Genomic DNA, 18,005 nt, shown 5'->3' on the forward strand with positions numbered 1-18,005 from the left:
GCCATGTTACTCTCAGACCGGCACGAAATTCGAGGCGTTTTTCGCGTGTTTTTCGCCAAAAACCGGAGTTTTAACCGGGACATCGCGGGATAGAATTGACCGTAAGGTATTGATTTACCCTGCGGTATACGGCAGTATATTCTGTAAAAGTTTTTACAGATCGCGGGGCGCAAGACTCGCGGGCGGGTCTTGAATCTTCATCGCGCAATACCCGTGGCTTCAGACGTCTTTGGATACGTGTGTATGAACAGATACAAAAAGGATGGACAGATCGATGACTAATCTAAAAAAGTATATAGAAATGAACCTGACTGAATCTGAGGAAAAAAGACTGATCGAGTTTAAGAGGGACATGCATATGCATCCGGAGCTGTCTCATCAGGAATTTCGGACAACGGAAAAAATCAGGGATTTTCTCCGGACGATTCCCGGAGTGGAAATCCTGGATCTGCACAGAGATCTGACTGGTGTGGCGGCGAGGATCCGGGGGACGAAGATATCTGATGCTTCGGATATATCTGCTGCTTCGGATACAGGGAGACCAGAACCTGCGGTCAGTGAGATCGGTCTGCGCGCCGATATCGATGCCATCAGGCAGAAGGAGTGTTACGAGAGTCCCTGGAAGTCGAGGACAGAGGGTGTCATGCATGCCTGCGGCCACGATTTCCATACAGCTTCCCTCCTGGGAGCTGCGATGCTCCTCTCAAAATGCAGGGACAAGTGGCAGGGCACGGTGGATCTTTTGTTCCAGGAGGCGGAAGAGACGACTGACGGCGCAAAGGAAATGATCGATGCGGGATTGTTTGAGGTGATCCATCCGCAGATGTTTTTCGGATTTCACAACCGGCCGGAGGTGGAAGCCGGGAAGGTCGTCTGCCACAGGGGCGCCCTGATGGCAGCGAAGACAAACTTTCATATTACGGTGAAGGGGGTAGGAGGCCATGGCGGAAACCCCCATCTCTGCACGGATCCTATCGTCTGCGCGGCAGCGATGATCCAGGCTCTGCAGACTATTGTCAGCCGCAACACCGACCCTCTGCAGAGCGTCGTCATGACGATCGGCTCGATCCACGGCGGGAGCGTTGAGAATCTGATCTCGGATGAGGTGAAGATGACTGCCAGCATCCGTGCTCTGGAACCAGAGGCAAAGGAAAAAGCCGTCCTTCGGGCTGAGGAGATCATTTACGGGACAGCGCGCACCTACGGCTGTGAAGCGAAGATCACTTACCGGGAGATCCTTCCGCCCGTTTTGAATACCGATGAGATGTATGAACTGGCCAGAAAGGCGGCGGTGACTGCCGTCGGGGAAGCTGATGTCATAGATGCGCGGCCGACCATGGCAAGTGAGGATTTTTCCCTCATCATGGACAGGATACCCTCCTTTTTTTACTGGATCGGGAGCGGCACACCAGGGGAGGTCCCGCATGCATGGCACAGTGAAGCCTTCCATACCGACAACAGGGGGATCAGGATCGCGGCAGTGACCATGGCCTGTGCGGCGGCAGAGGTGCTGGGGTAAAAAGTCCCTGATGATCAACTGGTGAAAAAATCAACTGACGAAAAAACCAACTGACAAAAAATCTCCTGAAAAAAACTCCTGAGAAACTCCTGAGAAAAATCTTCTGAAAAAATCACCTGGGAAAAAACCTGAAAATATGATTTGAGAAAAATCTTCTGGTAAAAAGTCTTCTGAAGAAACGATCAATACCTCCGCACCTGATTTTTTTCGAGTGAAGGCAGAATGAAACAGAATTATATGATAAAATAAGAGAGCAGACAAAGACCGCGCGGGGATAAATGCGTACTTCATACATGTTTGCGGGCACTCGCCCATGCCACAAGTATGTCAAATTGATCCTGCGGGTATAAATGTATATTCCCGGCAGATGACTGAAGCAGGTGCAGCTTATGTACAGTTATCCCGCGTCGGCAACTTATTTTTATAATCTTTTTTAAAGTAACAGGAGGGTTTTTGAAATGGCAAAAAAGGTTTTACTCTTGTGCGGCGATTTTACTGAAGATTACGAGACAATGGTTCCTTTCCAGGCCCTTGGGGTCCTGGGCTATCAGGTCGATGCAGTCTGCCCGGATAAGAAGGCAGGAGAAACTGTCGCGACTGCTGTCCATGATTTCCTCGGAGAGCAGACTTATACGGAACTGAGGGGTCACAATTTTGCCCTCACAGCAGATTTTGACGCGGTTAAGACAGAAGACTATGAGGGTCTCTTCATCACCGGAGGACGTGCTCCGGAATACATCCGGCTGAACGCCCGCGTGCTGGAGATCGTGCGTGAATTCTTTGCGGCCAATAAACCGGTCGCAGCGATCTGCCACGGTCCTCAGGTGCTCGCTGCAGCGGGTGTGCTGAAGGGCTATAAGGCAACCGCCTATCCCGCAGTCGGTCCTGATGTCACACTGGCAGGCGGAAACTATGTAGAAGTTCCTGTGGACCAGGCTGTTGTTGACAGGAATCTTGTCACTGCTCCCGCATGGCCCGGAGATACTGCTATTGTCCGTGCGTTTGCCGAGCTGATGGGAGCAAAGATTACGATCTGACCGGAAACTGGATAACAGGGTCCCGGCATTATATGCTGCGGCAGAAACCGTTTACTGATGGATATTCATTGATGCATAACTGATAGGAACGGATAGACTGATAATCACTGATAGAAATGTCCTGCGGTTGCAGAGCTGCAGGACATTTCTATCGAGTCTTCACCACGAATGGTTTTTAGCGCACATGATGTACCATTCATTACATGAAGCGCGAAAACACTGAACAGGGGACATTATCGTCATGGACACACAGGGAGAAAAACTGATCAGCTCTGAGAGGTATCCGCAGAAAGCCCGCGGGATGCTGATGATGGCCATCGCCTCGACATGTTTTTCCCTGGGGGGACTTCTGATCAAGATGATCCCCTGGAATCCTCTGACGATCAACGGAGTGAGAAATCTGATCGCAGCCTGTGTGATCGGCGGATTTATCCGCCTGACACAACATCCTCTCAAATGGAACTTTACAGTGTTGACAGGAGCGGTCTGCATGGCCGGTGTCACGACCTTTTTTACCATCGCAAATAAGCTGACGACGGCAGGGAACGCGATCGTTCTGCAGTATTCGGCACCTGTCTGGATCATCCTGCTGAGTTTTCTGTTTTTCAGGGACAAGCCTGACAGGTCCCAGGGAATCACGATCGGATTTGTCCTGGCCGGGATTCTGTGTTTCTTTTTTGACAGTCTGTCCGCCGGCAAGATCCTGGGAGACCTTCTGGCGCTTTTGTCCGGCTTGTTTTATGCAGGAATGTTCATGTTGAACCGGTTTGAAAAAGGGGATGCCCTGTCCTCCATGTTTTTCGGACAGCTTCTTTGCGGCATTTTCCTGTCCCCCTTCCTGATCCGGGAGACGGTGTTTACTCCCGGCGTCCTGACAGCAGTATTCGTGCTCGGTGCGGTCCAGGTCGGCCTGGCCTATATCTTTTTTTCCATCGGGACCCGGCTGACGGATCCGGTCTCGGCGTCTATCATCAATGCTGTCGAGCCGATCCTCAATCCTATCCTGGTGGCTGTTTTTTACGGAGAACTGCCCGCGCTCCTCTCCCTGTTCGGCGCGGCCGTTGTCATTGGAAGCATCCTGTTCTACAACCTGCGGTCCCTCTCCCGGGCCCCGGCCTGGTGCGTATCCAACCGCTCAGGAGCCAGCCGGGAGTGCCGCCCCGATTAATTCAGGACTAAAAGGATACAGATGTCCCGGGTGATCAGGGACTTTCGCTGAATACTATAGTTGTATAGTTGGAGGAAAGTATGGAATCTACAGATTACAGGCTTATGTATGAACAGGCGGCGGAGATCATCAGGACAGAGCCGCATTATGTATCGGCCTTGTCCAATCTTTCAGCACTCCTTTTTCAGTCAATGGAGGGGATCAACTGGGCGGGATTTTATCTGATGGACAGAGGAAGCCTGGTTGTAGGACCTTTTCAGGGAAAAACAGCCTGTATACGGATCGAGATCGGAAAAGGGGTGTGCGGGACAGCTGTCCGGCAGCAGAGAGTCGTGCGCGTGGCGGATGTCCATGCCTTTCCCGGCCATATTGCCTGTGACGCTTACTCCCGGTCGGAAATCGTTCTGCCAATCTGGAATAAAGGCCGGATCGCCGGTGTTCTGGATATTGACAGTCCCCTGCCGGACAGGTTTGCAGCGGAAGATGAAGAGGGACTTTCCGACATCGTGCAGCTGATCGGGCAGGAAGTGGATTTTGGCGGGTTGAGAGAATAAGGCTGAAAGTATAAGTCTGAGAGCATAAGGCAGAAAGCATAAGGTTTAGAATATAAGCTTGAGATTATCTGAAGTCACGAGAATGCGCCGGTATTATTTCAAAGCGCCCGGCTCCTGCCGTGCCATGGAGGGTTTTCTATGAAAAATATTTCCGGAAGTAAAAAAATATATGCGTTTGGTTCTCTGATACTGGGGATCCTGTTGCTGCTGTGGCCGGGAAGCGCTCTCAGGGCTGTCTCCTACGTGGCGGGCGTCATTGTCATGGCGGGCGGGATCACATCGATCCTTGCCCATTTCAGGAGCAGAAACATGGGCGGAGGTTCGGCCATTAACCTGATCGTCGGAATCATTGTGACTCTTGCAGGCGGATGGATCTTTCTCCATCCGGAGGATTTTGCGGCGATCATCCCTACAGCCATCGGGTATCTGATCGTCCTGAGCGGGATCACCAACCTGCTGCAGACTTTCACCCTCTCCCGCGCTCATTACCGCAAATGGTGGCTTTCGCTCCTGGCTGCTGTACTGACCATCTTTATGGGGATGTTTCTGGTGAACCACGCGATCGGGATCGCGGCGACCATGGTGCGTCTGGCAGGCGCCTTTCTTCTTTTTAACGGAATTTCCGACCTGTGGATCGGCCGCCGGGTTGATCAGTATGTCTTTTACGGCAAAAGGAGGAACGGCAGTAGACGTGAAAACCAGGCCGGCGGAGGAATGCGCCGCGACACATCGGATCCGGATATTATCGATGCGGAGGATTACCGGGAGCTCTGAGTATGAATAAACAGCGAGGAAAAGCCGAGGGAGCGTCGTGAGCAAACTGCGCAGCAGTTTGCTGCCGAACGCTCAAGAGGCCTTGACGAGCGTCCAAACATGAGCACAGAGCAACGCAAGGCCGCCAGTGCGGCCGAAGCGGGGTGAGGTGCGAATGTTTGGAGCGATGCGAGAGCGCCCGTGGCGCGGAGCAGCGCGTAGTTTATTCATACATGTTTGCGGTCACGAGACCATAGGCACAAGTATGGGCAAACAGCGAGGAAAAGCCGAGGGAGCGTCGTGAGCAAACTGCGCAGCAGTTTGCTGCCGAACGCTCAAGAGGCCTTGACGCAGACCGCTTGCGGTCTGTTGCGTCCGCAAACATGAGCACAGAGCAACGCAAGGCCGCCAGTGCGGCCGAAGCGGGGTGAGGTGCGAATGTTTGGAGCGATGCGAGAGCGCCCGTGGCGCGGAGCAGCGCGTAGTTTATTCATACATGTTTGCGGTCACGAGACCATAGGCACAAGTATCGGCAAACAGCGAGGAAAAGCCGAGGGAGCGTCGTGCCCGCCAAAAAGAAGCCGGAAAGCGGCCGGTAAGTGATTGGCAAGCAGCCGGAAGTGATTGGAAAAATTATGGACATCAGGGAATGGAATGAACGGATCGATTCTTTTATAAAGGAAGAGAACAGCGTTATCGGCCGGACCGTACCGGTGTATCGGATCTATTGTCAGGACGGGACAGACCGGTCCGGAGGCGGCTTTTATAATGAAATGGTGACTGCGGATACCATCGGGAGGTTTGCGAGAGCACTGGGCGATTCCAATCCCCTGTATTCGGATCCCATGTATGCAAAAGAGGGAATCTATGGTGGTATTGTTGCTCCCCCGCTCCTGGAATGCTGTATCTGCTCGACTTTTATCGGCGGCAGGATGCCCCGGGTCAGAGGGATCAGTGTTTATGACGGGGGTACAAAATGGGAGAGGTTTGTACCGATCCGCCCGGGAGATTTTTTTACTGCACAGACAGAATACCTTGGTGTCGGGGAAGTGAAAAGAGAGGAGGCCGGCAGCAGGCTGCTGCTTCGGAGTCATGAAATCCGGCTCACAAATCAGACAGGGGCACTGGTTTCAAGGCTGACAGCGAGGTCTCTGATCACCTGTGCTTCTCCTGAAAAAACAGGGGATGTCGGCTCTGCCGTGAAAAAGCCCGCACCGGAAAGCTCTGCCGGGAAAAAGCATGAAACGACAGGTTCTGTCATCGGAAATAATGCCGGACCCGTCCCTCACTTGTTTTCAACCCGCCCCCATTATTCACAGGAACAGCTGGAAGCAGTCGGCAGAAATCTGGACGCCCAGCTCCGCGGGGATTTCCGCCGCGGAAGTGATCCGAGATACTGGGAGGATGTACAGGCCGGGGAGGCGCTTCCGGAGGAGGTTGTGGGTCCCTATGATGAGTCGGACGGCTCTGCCCTGATGGCTGCCATCGGTGCGGCCAATGCTTTTGCGACGAAATGGGCAGCGGTAAGGTATCGGAAGGGCAGCGGGCTCATCGACCCGGAGACAGGAGCCCGCCGTCATCCCATCGACAGACACATGAGCGATGCAGCGGCGAGGGCTCAGGGACTGCCCCGGGCAGTCGTCTCCGGCGTGCACAGTCAGGCTCTGTTGGCAAAGCTGGCGGGAGACTGGATGGGGGACGCGGGTTTCCTCTGTTCTCTGGACTGCCGCTGCCGCAGACCCCTCTATTTCGGAGACCTCTCGACCCAGCGCGGGTATGTGACCGGCAAAAGCAGAAATGAAAAAACCGGAGACTGCTATGTCAATCTCCGGCTTGAAGGGGTGCGGCAGGACGGTATTGTGCACACGGAGGCCGAGGCGGTAGTCAGGCTGCCGTCCCGGACGGAATGAACCTGCAGGCTTCCGCGCGATCTGAGAGAGCACGAAAATACGAAGGAATTCTGGAATAATGACCCTGCCGGCTTTCGCGCGATCTGAGAGAGCACGAAAGTACGAATGTATTCAGAAAGTACGAATGAATTCAGAATAAAAACAGGCTGTTCCCGCCGCAAACCGCGGGGTCAGCCTGTCTGTTTTTTTCTGAAGTTTTATTTTTTCCCGGAAAGCAGAAAGCGGAATCCCTTCTCCAGACCGTCCAGAGTGAGGTCAAACATATCCACGAGCTCCGCGATGGCGAGGTGCGACTCGGTCTGGGGACTGCCGTAATCGGGAAGCGGGACCGGGTTCAGCCAGATCATATGGGGGAAATGGCGCTTGAGGCGCTTTAGCATTTCCGTGCCCGGGATGCCTGCCTTATTGTCATAAAAATTGTATTCCGTCCCTTCCAGTTCATAGAGATGCATTTCCGCATCCCCCACAATGATCACGCGGTAACGCTCATCACATTCCTCCATGAGGTGGTCGGCGGAAATGTAGTTCCCGTCCCGCAGTTCCATTGTCGGATCCATAAAAAGGAGGGAGTAGATGAGATTGTGAAAATAATAGGTGCGCAGTTCCCTCAGATGACGGGCTGCTGTCGCCGCCTGGAAGAGCTCGGAGCAGAGTCTGGCAAAGGAACTCATGGAGCCTCCGCTGTCCATGAGGAGGATGACGCGGATCGTGTTTTTGCGCGGCTTGCGGTATTCGACCTGTAGAAGGCCGCTGCGCCGGCAGGTCGAGTCAATGGTCCGGTCGATGTCGAGCTCCTGCTCATTGGTCTCGATCTGGGTGGAGAGATTGCGCAGGACGCGGAAGGCCATCTGGAACTGACGGGTGTCGAGGGTGTTGTCTTTGCGGAAGTCCCTGAAGCGCCGGCTGCCCGGAGCGAAGATGGAAGTCCTTCCGCCGCCGGAGCCCGACCCCGGGCCCGGAGCATTTTTTCCGGCGCCGGGAGCGCCTGCCATTCCTTCCTGGACAAAGACCTGATCCCTGCGCCCGGGGGTCCCGGCCAGCTTGGGGTCGATCCGCTCCAGGACCTCCCGCACCTCTTTCGGCAGAGGCTTTGCCGCGAACCTGTTCCGGAAGAATTCATCAAAGGCCACGTCAAAGGGGTCGAATTCGGACTCATCCCGCAGGAGGACGACCCTGCAGAGATGACGGAATCCCTCCAGAGTGGATTCATGCAGGCCTTTTTCCATTCCTTCCATAAGGACCATCCATTCCCCGATGGAGATCTTCAGCCCTTTATTTCTCAGATAGTAAAAAAAATCAATCAGCATTTCGCATACCTGTATCCCGGAACCGGGAGTGATGAGGAGAAATTCTCAGGGACTGTCCGCCAAATAACTTAGGAAAGATGCACAGGATTTTTTTCGAGTACAAGGAGAATTTTTCGAGTACAAGGAGAAAACGCAGACGATGCGGGCATCGTCGAAGTTTTTCGACAAAGTAACCGGAAAAAGAGATGTAGATCTTTCTGATCTATTTTCCCTGAGTTTTTTTCTGAATTCTTTTCCTGAGTTATTAAGAAACAGTTCCTTAGTGCATAGACTTTTTCATAAGAGCGATATCCTTGTCCTTTTTGAGGAGAACGCCTGAATAGGGAATGTCCTTGGCAATGCGGTCCGGGTCCACGCCGTCGGCCGACAGGGCCTGAAGCCAGTCGAGCAGCTCCGAAGTACTGGGCTTTTTGGCCAGGTTCGGCACACGCCGGATATTGTAAAAGGTCAGAACAGCCTGCCTCATGAGCTCCTCATCGATATCTCCGAAATGGGCATGGACGATCTCTTTCATCTGGGCAAATTCCGGGAATTCAATGTAATGGAAGATGCAGCGGCGCAGGAAGGCATCGGGAAGTTCTTTTTCCGCATTGGAAGTAATGATGACGATGGGGCGGTGCTTCGCCTTTACAGTCTCTTTTGTCTCCTGCACATAAAACTCCATCTGGTCCATCTCCCAGAGCAGGTCATTGGGAAACTCCAGATCCGCCTTGTCGATCTCGTCGATCAGCAGGATGACCTGTTCCTCGGAGAGAAAGGCTTCCCCGATCTTTCCATATTTGATATACTGGCTGACATCGGCCACCTCACCGCCGAACTGGCTGTCGTACAGGCGCTGGACCACATCATAGGTGTAGAGGCCGTCCTGGGCCTTTGTGGTGGATTTGATGTTCCAGGTCAGGAGCTTTTTTCCCAGAGCGTCTGCGATCGCCTGCGCCAGCATGGTCTTGCCGGTGCCCGGCTCCCCCTTGACCAGGAGGGGCTTTTTGAGTGTCATGGCGATATTGACGGTCTTCATCAGATCTTCAGAGGCAATGTATGTCTTGCTGGTTTCCAAATGAGCATTCTGCAGCATTTTCTTCTCCTTAAATAAATATTAATGAATGCATAAATATCAATGATCAAAAAAATCAATGATAAAATCTGAAATGTAATGACTATAAAATGATGATTTATAGACGGTTTAAAATGGTGATGATCAAAACTTAAAAAGGTGATGATCAAAATAATACTGATAAAAAACGGTGGGTTAATAATACAGCGGTTAAGATGATCAGTTTTTAGTGATCAAATTTTAAAAAACAGCTGTGACTAAAGAAACAGCTGAGACTAAAGACCATTATCCACATATCCAGCCTGAAAATCAAGGGTGTCGCATCGGCAGAGTGTCCGGTATAATAGGCGGTAGGTCTCTTGTTCATGATAAAAAACAAATAAACGCTCCGACACACCGAAGGTGTGTTGGATGCACCACGCGCGCAATGTGGAAGCTGTTTCCTTGTCTTTAAAAGACAAAGACAAGGAAACCCGCGCGCGGGGCGCAAGACTCGCGAGCGAGTCTTGTAATACAGAGCAGGTTATTGAGGAAGTCAGTTATGGAATATGTATTTTACGGACACGAAAATGCGGATGTCCCCGCGCAGTCAAAGCGGTATCCCGGGATCGGGACCCCTAAGGATCTCTACGACATTCTGTCGGGGGTCTGGTGTGCCTATACATGTGCGCCCAGGATGCGCAGCGAATGGAGCCCGGAGAACAGGACGCTGGGGCAGTGTTCGATCACGGCTTTTCTGGCGCAGGATATTTTTGGCGGGAAGGTGTACGGTGTCCCGCGCCCCGGCGGGAGTTTTCACTGCTACAATGTTGTGGACGGTCATGTTTTTGATCTGACCAGTGAGCAGTTCGGGGAAGAGAAGCTCAGCTATGAGAACAATCCCGAACAGTTCCGGGAGGTGCATTTTGCCAGAGAGGAAAAGCGCCTGCGCTATGAGTATCTGTGCAGAGCCCTGCGCAGGGCGTGCGGTGTCCGGCCGGACTATCGCTATCTCTTTTTTGACCTGGACGGGACGCTCACAAAATCAGAATACGGCATTGTGGATTCCGTGGTCTATGCCCTGGGGAAATTCGGGATCAATAATGAAGACCGTGAAGACCTGAAAAAATTTATCGGTCCGGCTCTTTTTGACTCCTTCAGGAAGTTTTATGACATGGAACCGGAGCAGGCCGATCAGGCTGTCGTCTTCTACAGGGAGGCTTATGAGAGCAAAGGGATCTATAACGCACCTCTGTATGATGGAGTGAAAGAGATGCTCGAAGAGCTGACAAAAGAGGGAAAGACCCTCTTTGTGGTCACAGCAAAGCCCCAGGAGATGGCAATAAAGGTCCTCAGGCACAATGGGATCGACGGATATTTTGCCGCCGTGATCGGCCCGGACAGGAAGGAACGGCACACGGACAAGGCGGCTCTCGTCCGCAGGGCGCTCCGTGTCCTGGGCGGAGACCAGCGGACAGAGGGTGATCATCCGGACGACTATCCCGGCGCCGGTGTAAAGATCGCAGAGCATGGAGCCGCGGCAGGCGCGGAAGACACGATCGCGGAGCATGCGCTTATGGTGGGCGACAGAGAATATGACGCGGTGGGCGCGGCGCGAGAGGGCGTGGACACGATTGGGGTCCTCTACGGATATGGAAGTCCGGAGGAACTGCGCGATGCCGGAGCGGCCTATCTGGCGCGGACGCCGGAGGAAGCTGCAGCGATCGCCTGCGGCAGGGATGAACTTGCTCCCGGCACTGCCAGGATCGCCGGGACGGTCCGGCATTCCAGCGTGGACGGCCCGGGAGTCCGGTATGTCGTCTTTTTTCAGGGCTGCCCCCATCACTGCCCTGAATGCCAGAATCCCGAGACCTGGGATCCCGAAGGCGGAGAGGAGGTCTTGTTGGAGGGCCTGACGGAGGAACTGCGCGCCACACGGTATCTGGACGGGGTCACACTCTCGGGGGGAGATCCCTTCCTGCAGCCGGAGGCGGCCATGGCGGTCGCGGATGCCGGGCGGGAGATGGGCCTGAATGTCTGGGCCTATACCGGATGGACTTTTGAAGCACTGCTGGACGGCGCTGCCGGACAAAAGGCCCGGGAGCTGCTCGGACATCTTGACGTCGTGGTGGACGGACCCTTCCGCCGGGAACTCTTATCCAAGGAATGCCTTTTCCGCGGCAGCAGCAACCAGCGCCTGATCGACGTTCCCGCCAGCCTCGCCGCCGGAAAGGCTGTTGAGGCAAGACTGTAGGAGCGAGTCTTGAATAAAAAACATTTTTGAAAATTGTGCAGTATATTTCTGTTTTTAGAAACATGTTACAGGAATATACTGTTTTTTTAATCACAAGATATTGTAAAAAGTGCTTGAATTTTACACTAAATATGGGTATATTGGTAATACACGCGCGACAGCAGGCAGATATGGGTCCCTGTTCAGCCGCGGTGAGGAACGATCCGGGACAGCACGGTGCATACATATGGCAAAGCGAAAAAGGCAGAGCGATAACAGCATGGATGCCGGCTGATCATGAGAGGCAAAAAAGAAAAAAGTCTGAATATAGAAAGAATATAGAAAGACTGAACAGAGACTTACTTAAAGGGGGATTGCTGTTATGAGCATCACAACTATCAGGAAGCGCGACGGGCGCATGGTGGGATTTGATATTACAAAGATAGAGAATGCGATCGCGAAGGCCTTTATCGCATCGGGAGAGATCGACGCGAGAGACGTTTCGGCGGTGTCGCGTGCGATCGGGCTCTTGATGATGAGCGGAATGCCGGACGGCGATGTGGTTCCTGAGGTGGAATGTATCCAGGACCGCGTCGAGAGCGCGCTGATGAAGGCGGGTTATCCCAAGACGGCCAAGAGCTACATCCTGTACCGCAGTCAGCACCAGAAGGTGCGTGAGACCAAGCAGACCCTGCTGGACTACAAGAAGCTGGTGGACGGCTATATCGGCGCTGAGAAGGACTGGCGTGTGAAGGAGAATTCCACGGTCACCCTCAGTGTCGGCGGCCTGATCCTGTCCAATTCCGGCGCGATCACGGCTAACTACTGGCTGACCGAGGTTTATGATGAGGAGATTGCGCAGGCTCATAGAAACTGCTTTATCCACCTGCACGACCTGTCCATGCTGACCGGCTACTGCGCGGGCTGGAGCCTGAAGCAGCTGATCCAGGAAGGCCTGGGCGGAGTGCCGGGACGCATCACTTCCGCTCCCGCCAAGCACCTCTCCACCCTCTGCAACCAGATGGTCAATTTCCTGGGCATCATGCAGAACGAGTGGGCAGGCGCGCAGGCATTCTCTTCTTTCGATACTTATCTGGCTCCCTTTGTCAAGGTGGACAACCTGTCCTACGGCGAGGTCATGCAGTGCGTGCAGTCCTTTATCTACGGCGTGAACACGCCCTCCAGATGGGGCACCCAGGCGCCCTTTACCAATGTCACCCTTGACTGGACTGTCCCCAATGATATGAAGGACATGCCCGCCATTGTCGGCGGCAAGCCCCAGGATTTCACCTACGGCGACTGCAAGAAGGAAATGGACATGGTCAACAAGGCCTTCATCGAGATCATGATCCAGGGCGACGCCAACGGCCGCGGCTTCCAGTACCCGATCCCGACCTATTCCATCACCAAGGACTTTGACTGGAGCGAGACCGAGAACAACCGCCTGCTTTTTGAGATGACCGCAAAATACGGCACACCGTATTTCTCCAACTATGTCAACTCCGACATGGAGCCCTCGGATGTACGTTCCATGTGCTGCCGTCTCCGCCTCGACCTGCGTGAGCTGCGCAAGAAGGGCGGCGGATATTTCGGCTCCGGTGAGAGCACCGGCTCCATCGGCGTCGTGACCCTGAACCTTCCCCGCATGGCCTACATCGCAAAGAACGCCGATGAGTTCTACGCCATGCTCGACCGCTACATGGACATCGCGGCCAGATCCCTGCGCGTCAAGCGTCAGGTCATCACGCGCCTCATGAACGAGGGACTGTATCCCTACACCAGACGTTACCTGGGGACCTTCTCGAACCACTTCTCGACCATCGGTATCGTCGGCATGAACGAAGCCATCGAGAACGCGGCCTGGGTGCCCGGCGACATCACCGGCCGTCAGGGTCATCAGTTTGCCATGGATGTCCTGCAGCACATGCGCGACCGCCTCTCTGATTATCAGGAGCGCTACGGCGACCTCTACAACCTCGAGGCGACCCCCGCGGAGTCCACGACCTACCGCTTCGCCAAGCACGACACCGAGGAGTTCCCGAAGATCATCACCGCGGAAAAGAACGGCGGCGCGCCTTATTACACCAACAGCACACACCTGCCCGTTGGCTACACGGACGATATCTTCGATGCCCTGGAGATGGAGGACGACATGCAGACCATGTATACCTCCGGCACCGTCTTCCACGGTTTCCTCGGCCAGGAGCTTCCGGACTGGAGGGCGGCGAGCGCGCTGGTCAAAAAGATCGCCGAGAACTTCCGCCTGCCTTACTACACCCTGTCCCCGACCTATTCGGTCTGCGTGGATCACGGTTATATCTCCGGCAAGCACTTCACCTGCCCTTACTGCAAAAAGGACGCGGAGGTCTACTCCCGCATTACCGGCTACTATCGTCCTGTCCGCAACTGGAATGACGGTAAGGTCTCCGAGTTCAAAAACCGCAGGACCTACGCCGAGAAAAAGATGGGGAAGCCTGTCCGCGGCCTGGCCGGCAGGGGCGGTCTCGCGGGACAGTCCTGGGCAGCCCAGGAGAGACAGATGGCAAAGGCCATGAACGCGGCTCCCGTGATCGGGTCCGATGCAGCGCAGGAAGTCCTCAGGACAGCCGGAAATGTTTCCCCGGAGGCAGTCCTGGTCGCAACAAAGACCTGCCCCAACTGCGGTGCGGCGAAGAAGATGCTGGAAAAAGCAGGGATCGCCTACCATGTCGTCTATGCTGATGACGCGGCGGGAGCGGCCTTTGCGGAGCGCAATAACATCATACAGGCCCCGACCCTCCTTGTTCCCGGAGAAGAAAAGGACAGCTACACGAAGTATACCAACATCAACGAGATCGCGGCTTTTGTGAAAAAGATCCCGGTTGTGACAATCTGACCCGGGCCAGTATGAAACCCCGGCAAAAAACCAGATTATAAAAACCAGATTATAAAAACCGGATTATAAAAAATCGGATGATAAAACCGGATCACAAGACTGGATCATAAACCCGGATGATAAAACCAGGATCATAAAAAACGGATCATAAAAACGTCCCGTCCCCTGAGCTGTAAATGGGGACGGGACGTTTTTTAACACGGTCTGTGTAATGTGTTTTGGCGCAAGATCGTATTCTGCAGGATCGTATTCTGCGGGATCATATCCTGTGGAATCTTATTCTTTCGGATTATATTCTCTGAGTTTTATTCTGTGAGAACCGGAGCAAAGATCCTCTGCAGTTCTTTCAACACCCCAAGATTCTCGTAGGAATCGCCGACAAAATCTGCTGCCTCGCGGACCTCCCTGCGGGCATTGGAGACTGTACCTTTGAGCCCGGCCTGGGCAAAGGCGGAGAGATCGTTGATGTTGTCGCCAAAATATAGCGTTTCTTCTTTTTTGATGCCGAGATGATCCTGCAGGAAGGAAAGGGCATTTCCCTTGCTGGCATGTCTGGGACAAATGTCGAGCCAGACGACTCCGGAAGGCTCCAGAGCCAGATCTTCTGCCCAGTGGGAACTGGTCAGGGGGAGAAGTCCTTTTTCAGCTCTCTCATGATAGACGGAGAGTTTGAGAACTTCCCCGGACGGGATCGTAGTCAGATCCGGAATATTTTCCAGCATGTAGCTGTATCCTTCTTTCAGGAAACGGTAGACTTCGCTGTCCTCTCCGGCTTCGACGCGGGCGATCCGGGGCGAACAGACCACTGCGGCGGCGCCGTCGATTTTCCGGATATCCCTGATCAGGGGGATGTAGTAGTCCGGATCGATCGGCCAGGTCTGCAGGATCTTTTCTTCTGTCCTGACCAGGGTGCCGTTTTCCGCAAGGAAAAAGAGCTCTCCGGCAACCGGTGCGAAGAGGTGGTGGATGCTGTGGTACTGCCTTCCGCTGCACACACATACATAGACACCCTTTCGGCGGAGGCGGCGGATCATATCAAAATAAGCGGGGTCGAGGACGTGGGAGCCGTCCTTTACAAGTGTGCCGTCCACATCGGTTGTAACCAGTCTGATCATGGAGTCCTCCTGTTACCTGTTTAAGCGCTCGTTCAGGGTTATTAACATCTAAAAGATTTTTATCTTATAAATCCTGTATGACTCTTATCTGAAAAATTCTTCAAAATTTTCATCTTGAAACTTTTTGAAACCACCAAAAATCTTTTCTGATAAAAATCCTATGAAAATCATGTGAAAAATCATATGGAAATACGATAAAAAAATGAAAGAACGCAGGTCCGGATCTGCTCTTCGGGATGAGGCTTACAGCTCTGTCTCGCTCCAGTCGTCGTGCAGTTCCAGCTGTGCCCAGTGGACATTTTTGTCGGCAGCCCGCTGCCTGTGGAGTTCTCCAACCATATGGCGGATGACCGTTTCCCGGTCCTGGGTATGGAAGCGCTTTAAATAAGGGGTGTCTCCGGCGACATCGGTGAAATAATAGATGACGTCTTCACGCTGGACGGAGGAATAGACGGCCAGCTTGCCCATCAGCTGCTCCTTCTGGTAAATGTGATATCCCCGCAGGAGCTCGCCAGCGTCCGCCTGCAGCATGATCTCCGCGTCCCTGCCCTCGTAATCGGGGGCGGTGGTGTTCATGCGGTCGAGAGAGTCGTTGAGACTGCCGGCGATGAGGGACTGGATGTCCGTCCTGCCTCCGGCGAACGCGATGATCCCGTGGAGGACCAGGCGTTTTCCATCCCTGCGGCACAGGATCCGGCGGATGGACGAGGGATCGACACTCAATTCTTCGGCGGCCAGCGCCAGACAGTAGCCCAGCAGATATTCGTCCCGTTCTGACTGCACCAGATTGAAGAGCGTGCCGCCCGGTTTGAGGTGCCTGCCAGGCAGATGGGCCTGTTCCTCATAGTATTCCATGAGGAGAGAGGCCTTCCGCAGGTAGAATGTGCCGCGTTCCCACCGGGGAAAGCTGTCTGCGGGATGTTCCGGCAGGAGCGGAGCGTCACTGCAGGCAATGACTGTGTCGAAGCTGCCTCCGTCATAGGAGGAAGCATCTTTTTCGATCAGAAGCGGCTCCCGCAGGCTGTTTTCTCCGCTGCTTTCATATTTGGAATCTGTCAGGCACACGACCTGTGAAGACGGGAACAGGCGGGCAAGGTGGCGGGCGGGTTCGACCCCGGTCCCGATGCAGAGGATCTTCTGCCCGGGCAGAGTCCGGTTTTTGTCTATCCATCCAATGATCTTTTCTTCGTAATTATTGTCGGGATTGTGCATATTTTATCCTTTCCATCGTTTCGGTCTGCGAAACAGAAAAACATCCCGGGTCTGGAGGCGCAGCGGTTTGAACTCATCGACGACTGATGACAAAGCAGCGGGGGCAGCACAGCTCGCGGTGTCCGGGATAGCGGTTTCAGTTCTGAATCAGGTCGAATCAGTACTGATCAATTCAGAATAGTTCTGATCAGTTCTCATTTTACCTCTCGATTTACTCGCATTTTACTTCTCACTTCAGGTCTCAATATGATGAAGATGATCAAGATGATTGAGATGATTGAGATGATTGAGACGGTACGCTGATGACCAGCCTTCACTATAGCACACCATTTAAAAGCTGTCACGCCGCGCGGGCAGACACGAACCCCGAAAAAGGCTCAGGGATGACCAAAGACCTGGTCATGAACGCCCTAACCTGTTTTCACTGCCTTATTTCCCTGTCTTATGATGAGAAAAAAGAAACCGGACGTTCATTTATGGGAAAATATAGAAAATGCTTAAAAAGGCTCTGAAAAAGGTAAAATGTCGCAAATAAAAGATGAATAAATTGAATTTTCAAATGCATGCAATAGGGCAAATATACACAAAAAGAATGTGTTTTGGATTGAAACATTTGTGTATTTATTATACAATTCTGTTAGATGTTATTGTGAGGTGTTTGGGGGAGGCCCGCTGTTTCCAATAGGTCATGGACCTTTCCTGCAAGGTAGAAAGGAGTGAGATGTATGAGTACAACAGATGTGTTGTATGAACGTTTTAAGAAAAACCTCGAAGCGGCTGACGGAGAATGTTCAGCAGCATCCAAGGCGGACGCGGCGAAGGTGGTTGCAGAGCTCTTTAGGGATAAGGGAGTAAAGCAGACCTGTGTTGCGGAATCGGATTTCCTGCGTGAACTGGGAATCGTTCCTGCCCTGCGCGAAGCGGGAATCGAGGTCTTTACCGATCATATCCGCAAGAATATTGAGACTGTACAGGGAGGCATTTCGGAGGTTCAGTACGGGATCGCGGATCTCGGAACCGTGATGCAGGTCGGAGATGAGATCGATTCCAGGATCTGTGCGACAGCAGCTTCCGATTATCTCGCTATCGTCAAAGAGTCGAACCTCGTCGACGATTATGATGCTATGTTTGATCTACTCTGCGGCCTTCCCGAACTTCCCAATTTTGTAGGGTTTGTCACCGGGCCCAGCAGAACGGCGGATATCGAGTGCGTCACTACCGTCGGCGTGCATGGACCGCTCAGGCTGTACGCTGTTGTTGTGCAGGATGCATGACGGACAGGATGCCTG

General features: G+C 53.4%; 14 protein-coding genes. 9 read left to right on the forward strand and 5 right to left on the reverse strand.

Annotation, left to right across the window (positions count from 1 at the left end; all coding sequences use genetic code 11):
• Positions 1-274: 274 nt before the first annotated feature.
• The gene (locus BLT02_RS08560; RefSeq protein ID WP_207649395.1) at positions 275-1,519 is read left to right on the forward strand and encodes a M20 metallopeptidase family protein; all 1,245 of its coding nucleotides are present in this window, start codon (positions 275-277) and stop codon (positions 1,517-1,519) included.
• A gap of 30 nt (positions 1,520-1,549) precedes the next feature.
• Here the strand turns inward: BLT02_RS08560 and BLT02_RS16800 are convergent, their stop codons facing one another.
• Positions 1,550-1,810, reverse strand: a complete 261-nt coding sequence (locus tag BLT02_RS16800) for a hypothetical protein (RefSeq protein ID WP_139187501.1) — start codon at positions 1,808-1,810, stop codon at positions 1,550-1,552.
• Positions 1,811-1,977: 167 nt separating this feature from the next.
• Between BLT02_RS16800 and BLT02_RS08565 the strand changes: the two genes are divergently transcribed.
• From BLT02_RS08565 to BLT02_RS08585, 5 genes are all read left to right on the forward strand, one after another.
• Positions 1,978-2,556 carry a DJ-1/PfpI family protein gene (locus tag BLT02_RS08565; protein ID WP_092993790.1) on the forward strand — a complete coding sequence of 193 codons (579 nt, stop codon included), beginning with the start codon at positions 1,978-1,980 and terminating at the stop codon, positions 2,554-2,556.
• A 241-nt stretch (positions 2,557-2,797) separates the two neighbouring features.
• A complete protein-coding gene (locus tag BLT02_RS08570; RefSeq protein ID WP_092993793.1) occupies positions 2,798-3,724 on the forward strand; it encodes a DMT family transporter in 927 nt (308 codons plus the stop codon).
• A gap of 80 nt (positions 3,725-3,804) precedes the next feature.
• On the forward strand, positions 3,805-4,278 hold the full coding sequence (locus tag BLT02_RS08575; protein ID WP_092993796.1) for a GAF domain-containing protein: 474 nt from the start codon (positions 3,805-3,807) through the stop codon (positions 4,276-4,278).
• 138 nt (positions 4,279-4,416) lie between these two features.
• A complete protein-coding gene (locus tag BLT02_RS08580; RefSeq protein WP_092993799.1) occupies positions 4,417-5,052 on the forward strand; it encodes an HdeD family acid-resistance protein in 636 nt (211 codons plus the stop codon).
• A gap of 599 nt (positions 5,053-5,651) precedes the next feature.
• Entirely contained in the window at positions 5,652-6,941 is a 1,290-nt protein-coding gene (locus BLT02_RS08585) for a MaoC family dehydratase (RefSeq protein WP_175453755.1), read from the forward strand.
• A 197-nt stretch (positions 6,942-7,138) separates the two neighbouring features.
• On the opposite strand, the gene BLT02_RS08590 is transcribed toward BLT02_RS08585, so the two are convergent.
• Complete coding sequence (locus BLT02_RS08590; RefSeq protein ID WP_092993805.1) at positions 7,139-8,248, reverse strand: VWA domain-containing protein; 1,110 nt, start codon at positions 8,246-8,248, stop codon at positions 7,139-7,141.
• A 259-nt stretch (positions 8,249-8,507) separates the two neighbouring features.
• The gene (locus tag BLT02_RS08595; RefSeq protein WP_092993808.1) at positions 8,508-9,323 is read right to left on the reverse strand and encodes an AAA family ATPase; all 816 of its coding nucleotides are present in this window, start codon (positions 9,321-9,323) and stop codon (positions 8,508-8,510) included.
• A 520-nt stretch (positions 9,324-9,843) separates the two neighbouring features.
• Here BLT02_RS08595 and nrdG point away from each other — a divergent pair.
• Positions 9,844-11,535 (forward strand): anaerobic ribonucleoside-triphosphate reductase activating protein, encoded by a 1,692-nt coding sequence (gene nrdG, locus BLT02_RS18230; RefSeq protein WP_139187505.1) that lies wholly within the window; start codon positions 9,844-9,846, stop codon positions 11,533-11,535.
• 367 nt (positions 11,536-11,902) lie between these two features.
• Positions 11,903-14,389, forward strand: coding sequence for a ribonucleoside triphosphate reductase (locus BLT02_RS08620; protein WP_092993915.1), 2,487 nt, complete (start codon positions 11,903-11,905; stop codon positions 14,387-14,389).
• Positions 14,390-14,694: 305 nt separating this feature from the next.
• Here BLT02_RS08620 and BLT02_RS08625 read toward each other — a convergent pair whose 3' ends face one another.
• Together BLT02_RS08625 and BLT02_RS08630 are read right to left on the reverse strand one after the other, a co-directional pair.
• Positions 14,695-15,504, reverse strand: a complete 810-nt coding sequence (locus tag BLT02_RS08625) for an HAD family hydrolase (protein ID WP_092993814.1) — start codon at positions 15,502-15,504, stop codon at positions 14,695-14,697.
• 243 nt (positions 15,505-15,747) lie between these two features.
• A complete protein-coding gene (locus BLT02_RS08630) occupies positions 15,748-16,716 on the reverse strand; it encodes a hypothetical protein (RefSeq protein WP_092993817.1) in 969 nt (322 codons plus the stop codon).
• Positions 16,717-17,441: 725 nt separating this feature from the next.
• Here BLT02_RS08630 and BLT02_RS08635 point away from each other — a divergent pair.
• Positions 17,442-17,990 carry a LutC/YkgG family protein gene (locus BLT02_RS08635; RefSeq protein ID WP_092993820.1) on the forward strand — a complete coding sequence of 183 codons (549 nt, stop codon included), beginning with the start codon at positions 17,442-17,444 and terminating at the stop codon, positions 17,988-17,990.
• Positions 17,991-18,005: the final 15 nt, after the last annotated feature.

Source organism: Sarcina sp. DSM 11001 (assembly GCF_900101015.1).
Taxonomy (GTDB): Bacteria; Bacillota; Clostridia; order Lachnospirales; family Lachnospiraceae; genus CAG-791.

Bases quoted from the DNA above. Each gene is read 5' to 3' on its own strand.
- BLT02_RS08560 (WP_207649395.1), top strand. From the start codon at position 275: ATGACTAATCTAAAAAAGTATATAGAAATGAACCTGACTGAATCTGAG.
- BLT02_RS16800 (WP_139187501.1), bottom strand. From the start codon at position 1,810: ATGAAGTACGCATTTATCCCCGCGCGGTCTTTGTCTGCTCTCTTATTT.
- BLT02_RS08565 (WP_092993790.1), top strand. From the start codon at position 1,978: ATGGCAAAAAAGGTTTTACTCTTGTGCGGCGATTTTACTGAAGATTAC.
- BLT02_RS08570 (WP_092993793.1), top strand. From the start codon at position 2,798: ATGGACACACAGGGAGAAAAACTGATCAGCTCTGAGAGGTATCCGCAG.
- BLT02_RS08575 (WP_092993796.1), top strand. From the start codon at position 3,805: ATGGAATCTACAGATTACAGGCTTATGTATGAACAGGCGGCGGAGATC.
- BLT02_RS08580 (WP_092993799.1), top strand. From the start codon at position 4,417: ATGAAAAATATTTCCGGAAGTAAAAAAATATATGCGTTTGGTTCTCTG.
- BLT02_RS08590 (WP_092993805.1), bottom strand. From the start codon at position 8,248: ATGCTGATTGATTTTTTTTACTATCTGAGAAATAAAGGGCTGAAGATC.
- BLT02_RS08595 (WP_092993808.1), bottom strand. From the start codon at position 9,323: ATGCTGCAGAATGCTCATTTGGAAACCAGCAAGACATACATTGCCTCT.
- nrdG (WP_139187505.1), top strand. From the start codon at position 9,844: ATGGAATATGTATTTTACGGACACGAAAATGCGGATGTCCCCGCGCAG.
- BLT02_RS08625 (WP_092993814.1), bottom strand. From the start codon at position 15,504: ATGATCAGACTGGTTACAACCGATGTGGACGGCACACTTGTAAAGGAC.
- BLT02_RS08630 (WP_092993817.1), bottom strand. From the start codon at position 16,716: ATGCACAATCCCGACAATAATTACGAAGAAAAGATCATTGGATGGATA.
- BLT02_RS08635 (WP_092993820.1), top strand. From the start codon at position 17,442: ATGAGTACAACAGATGTGTTGTATGAACGTTTTAAGAAAAACCTCGAA.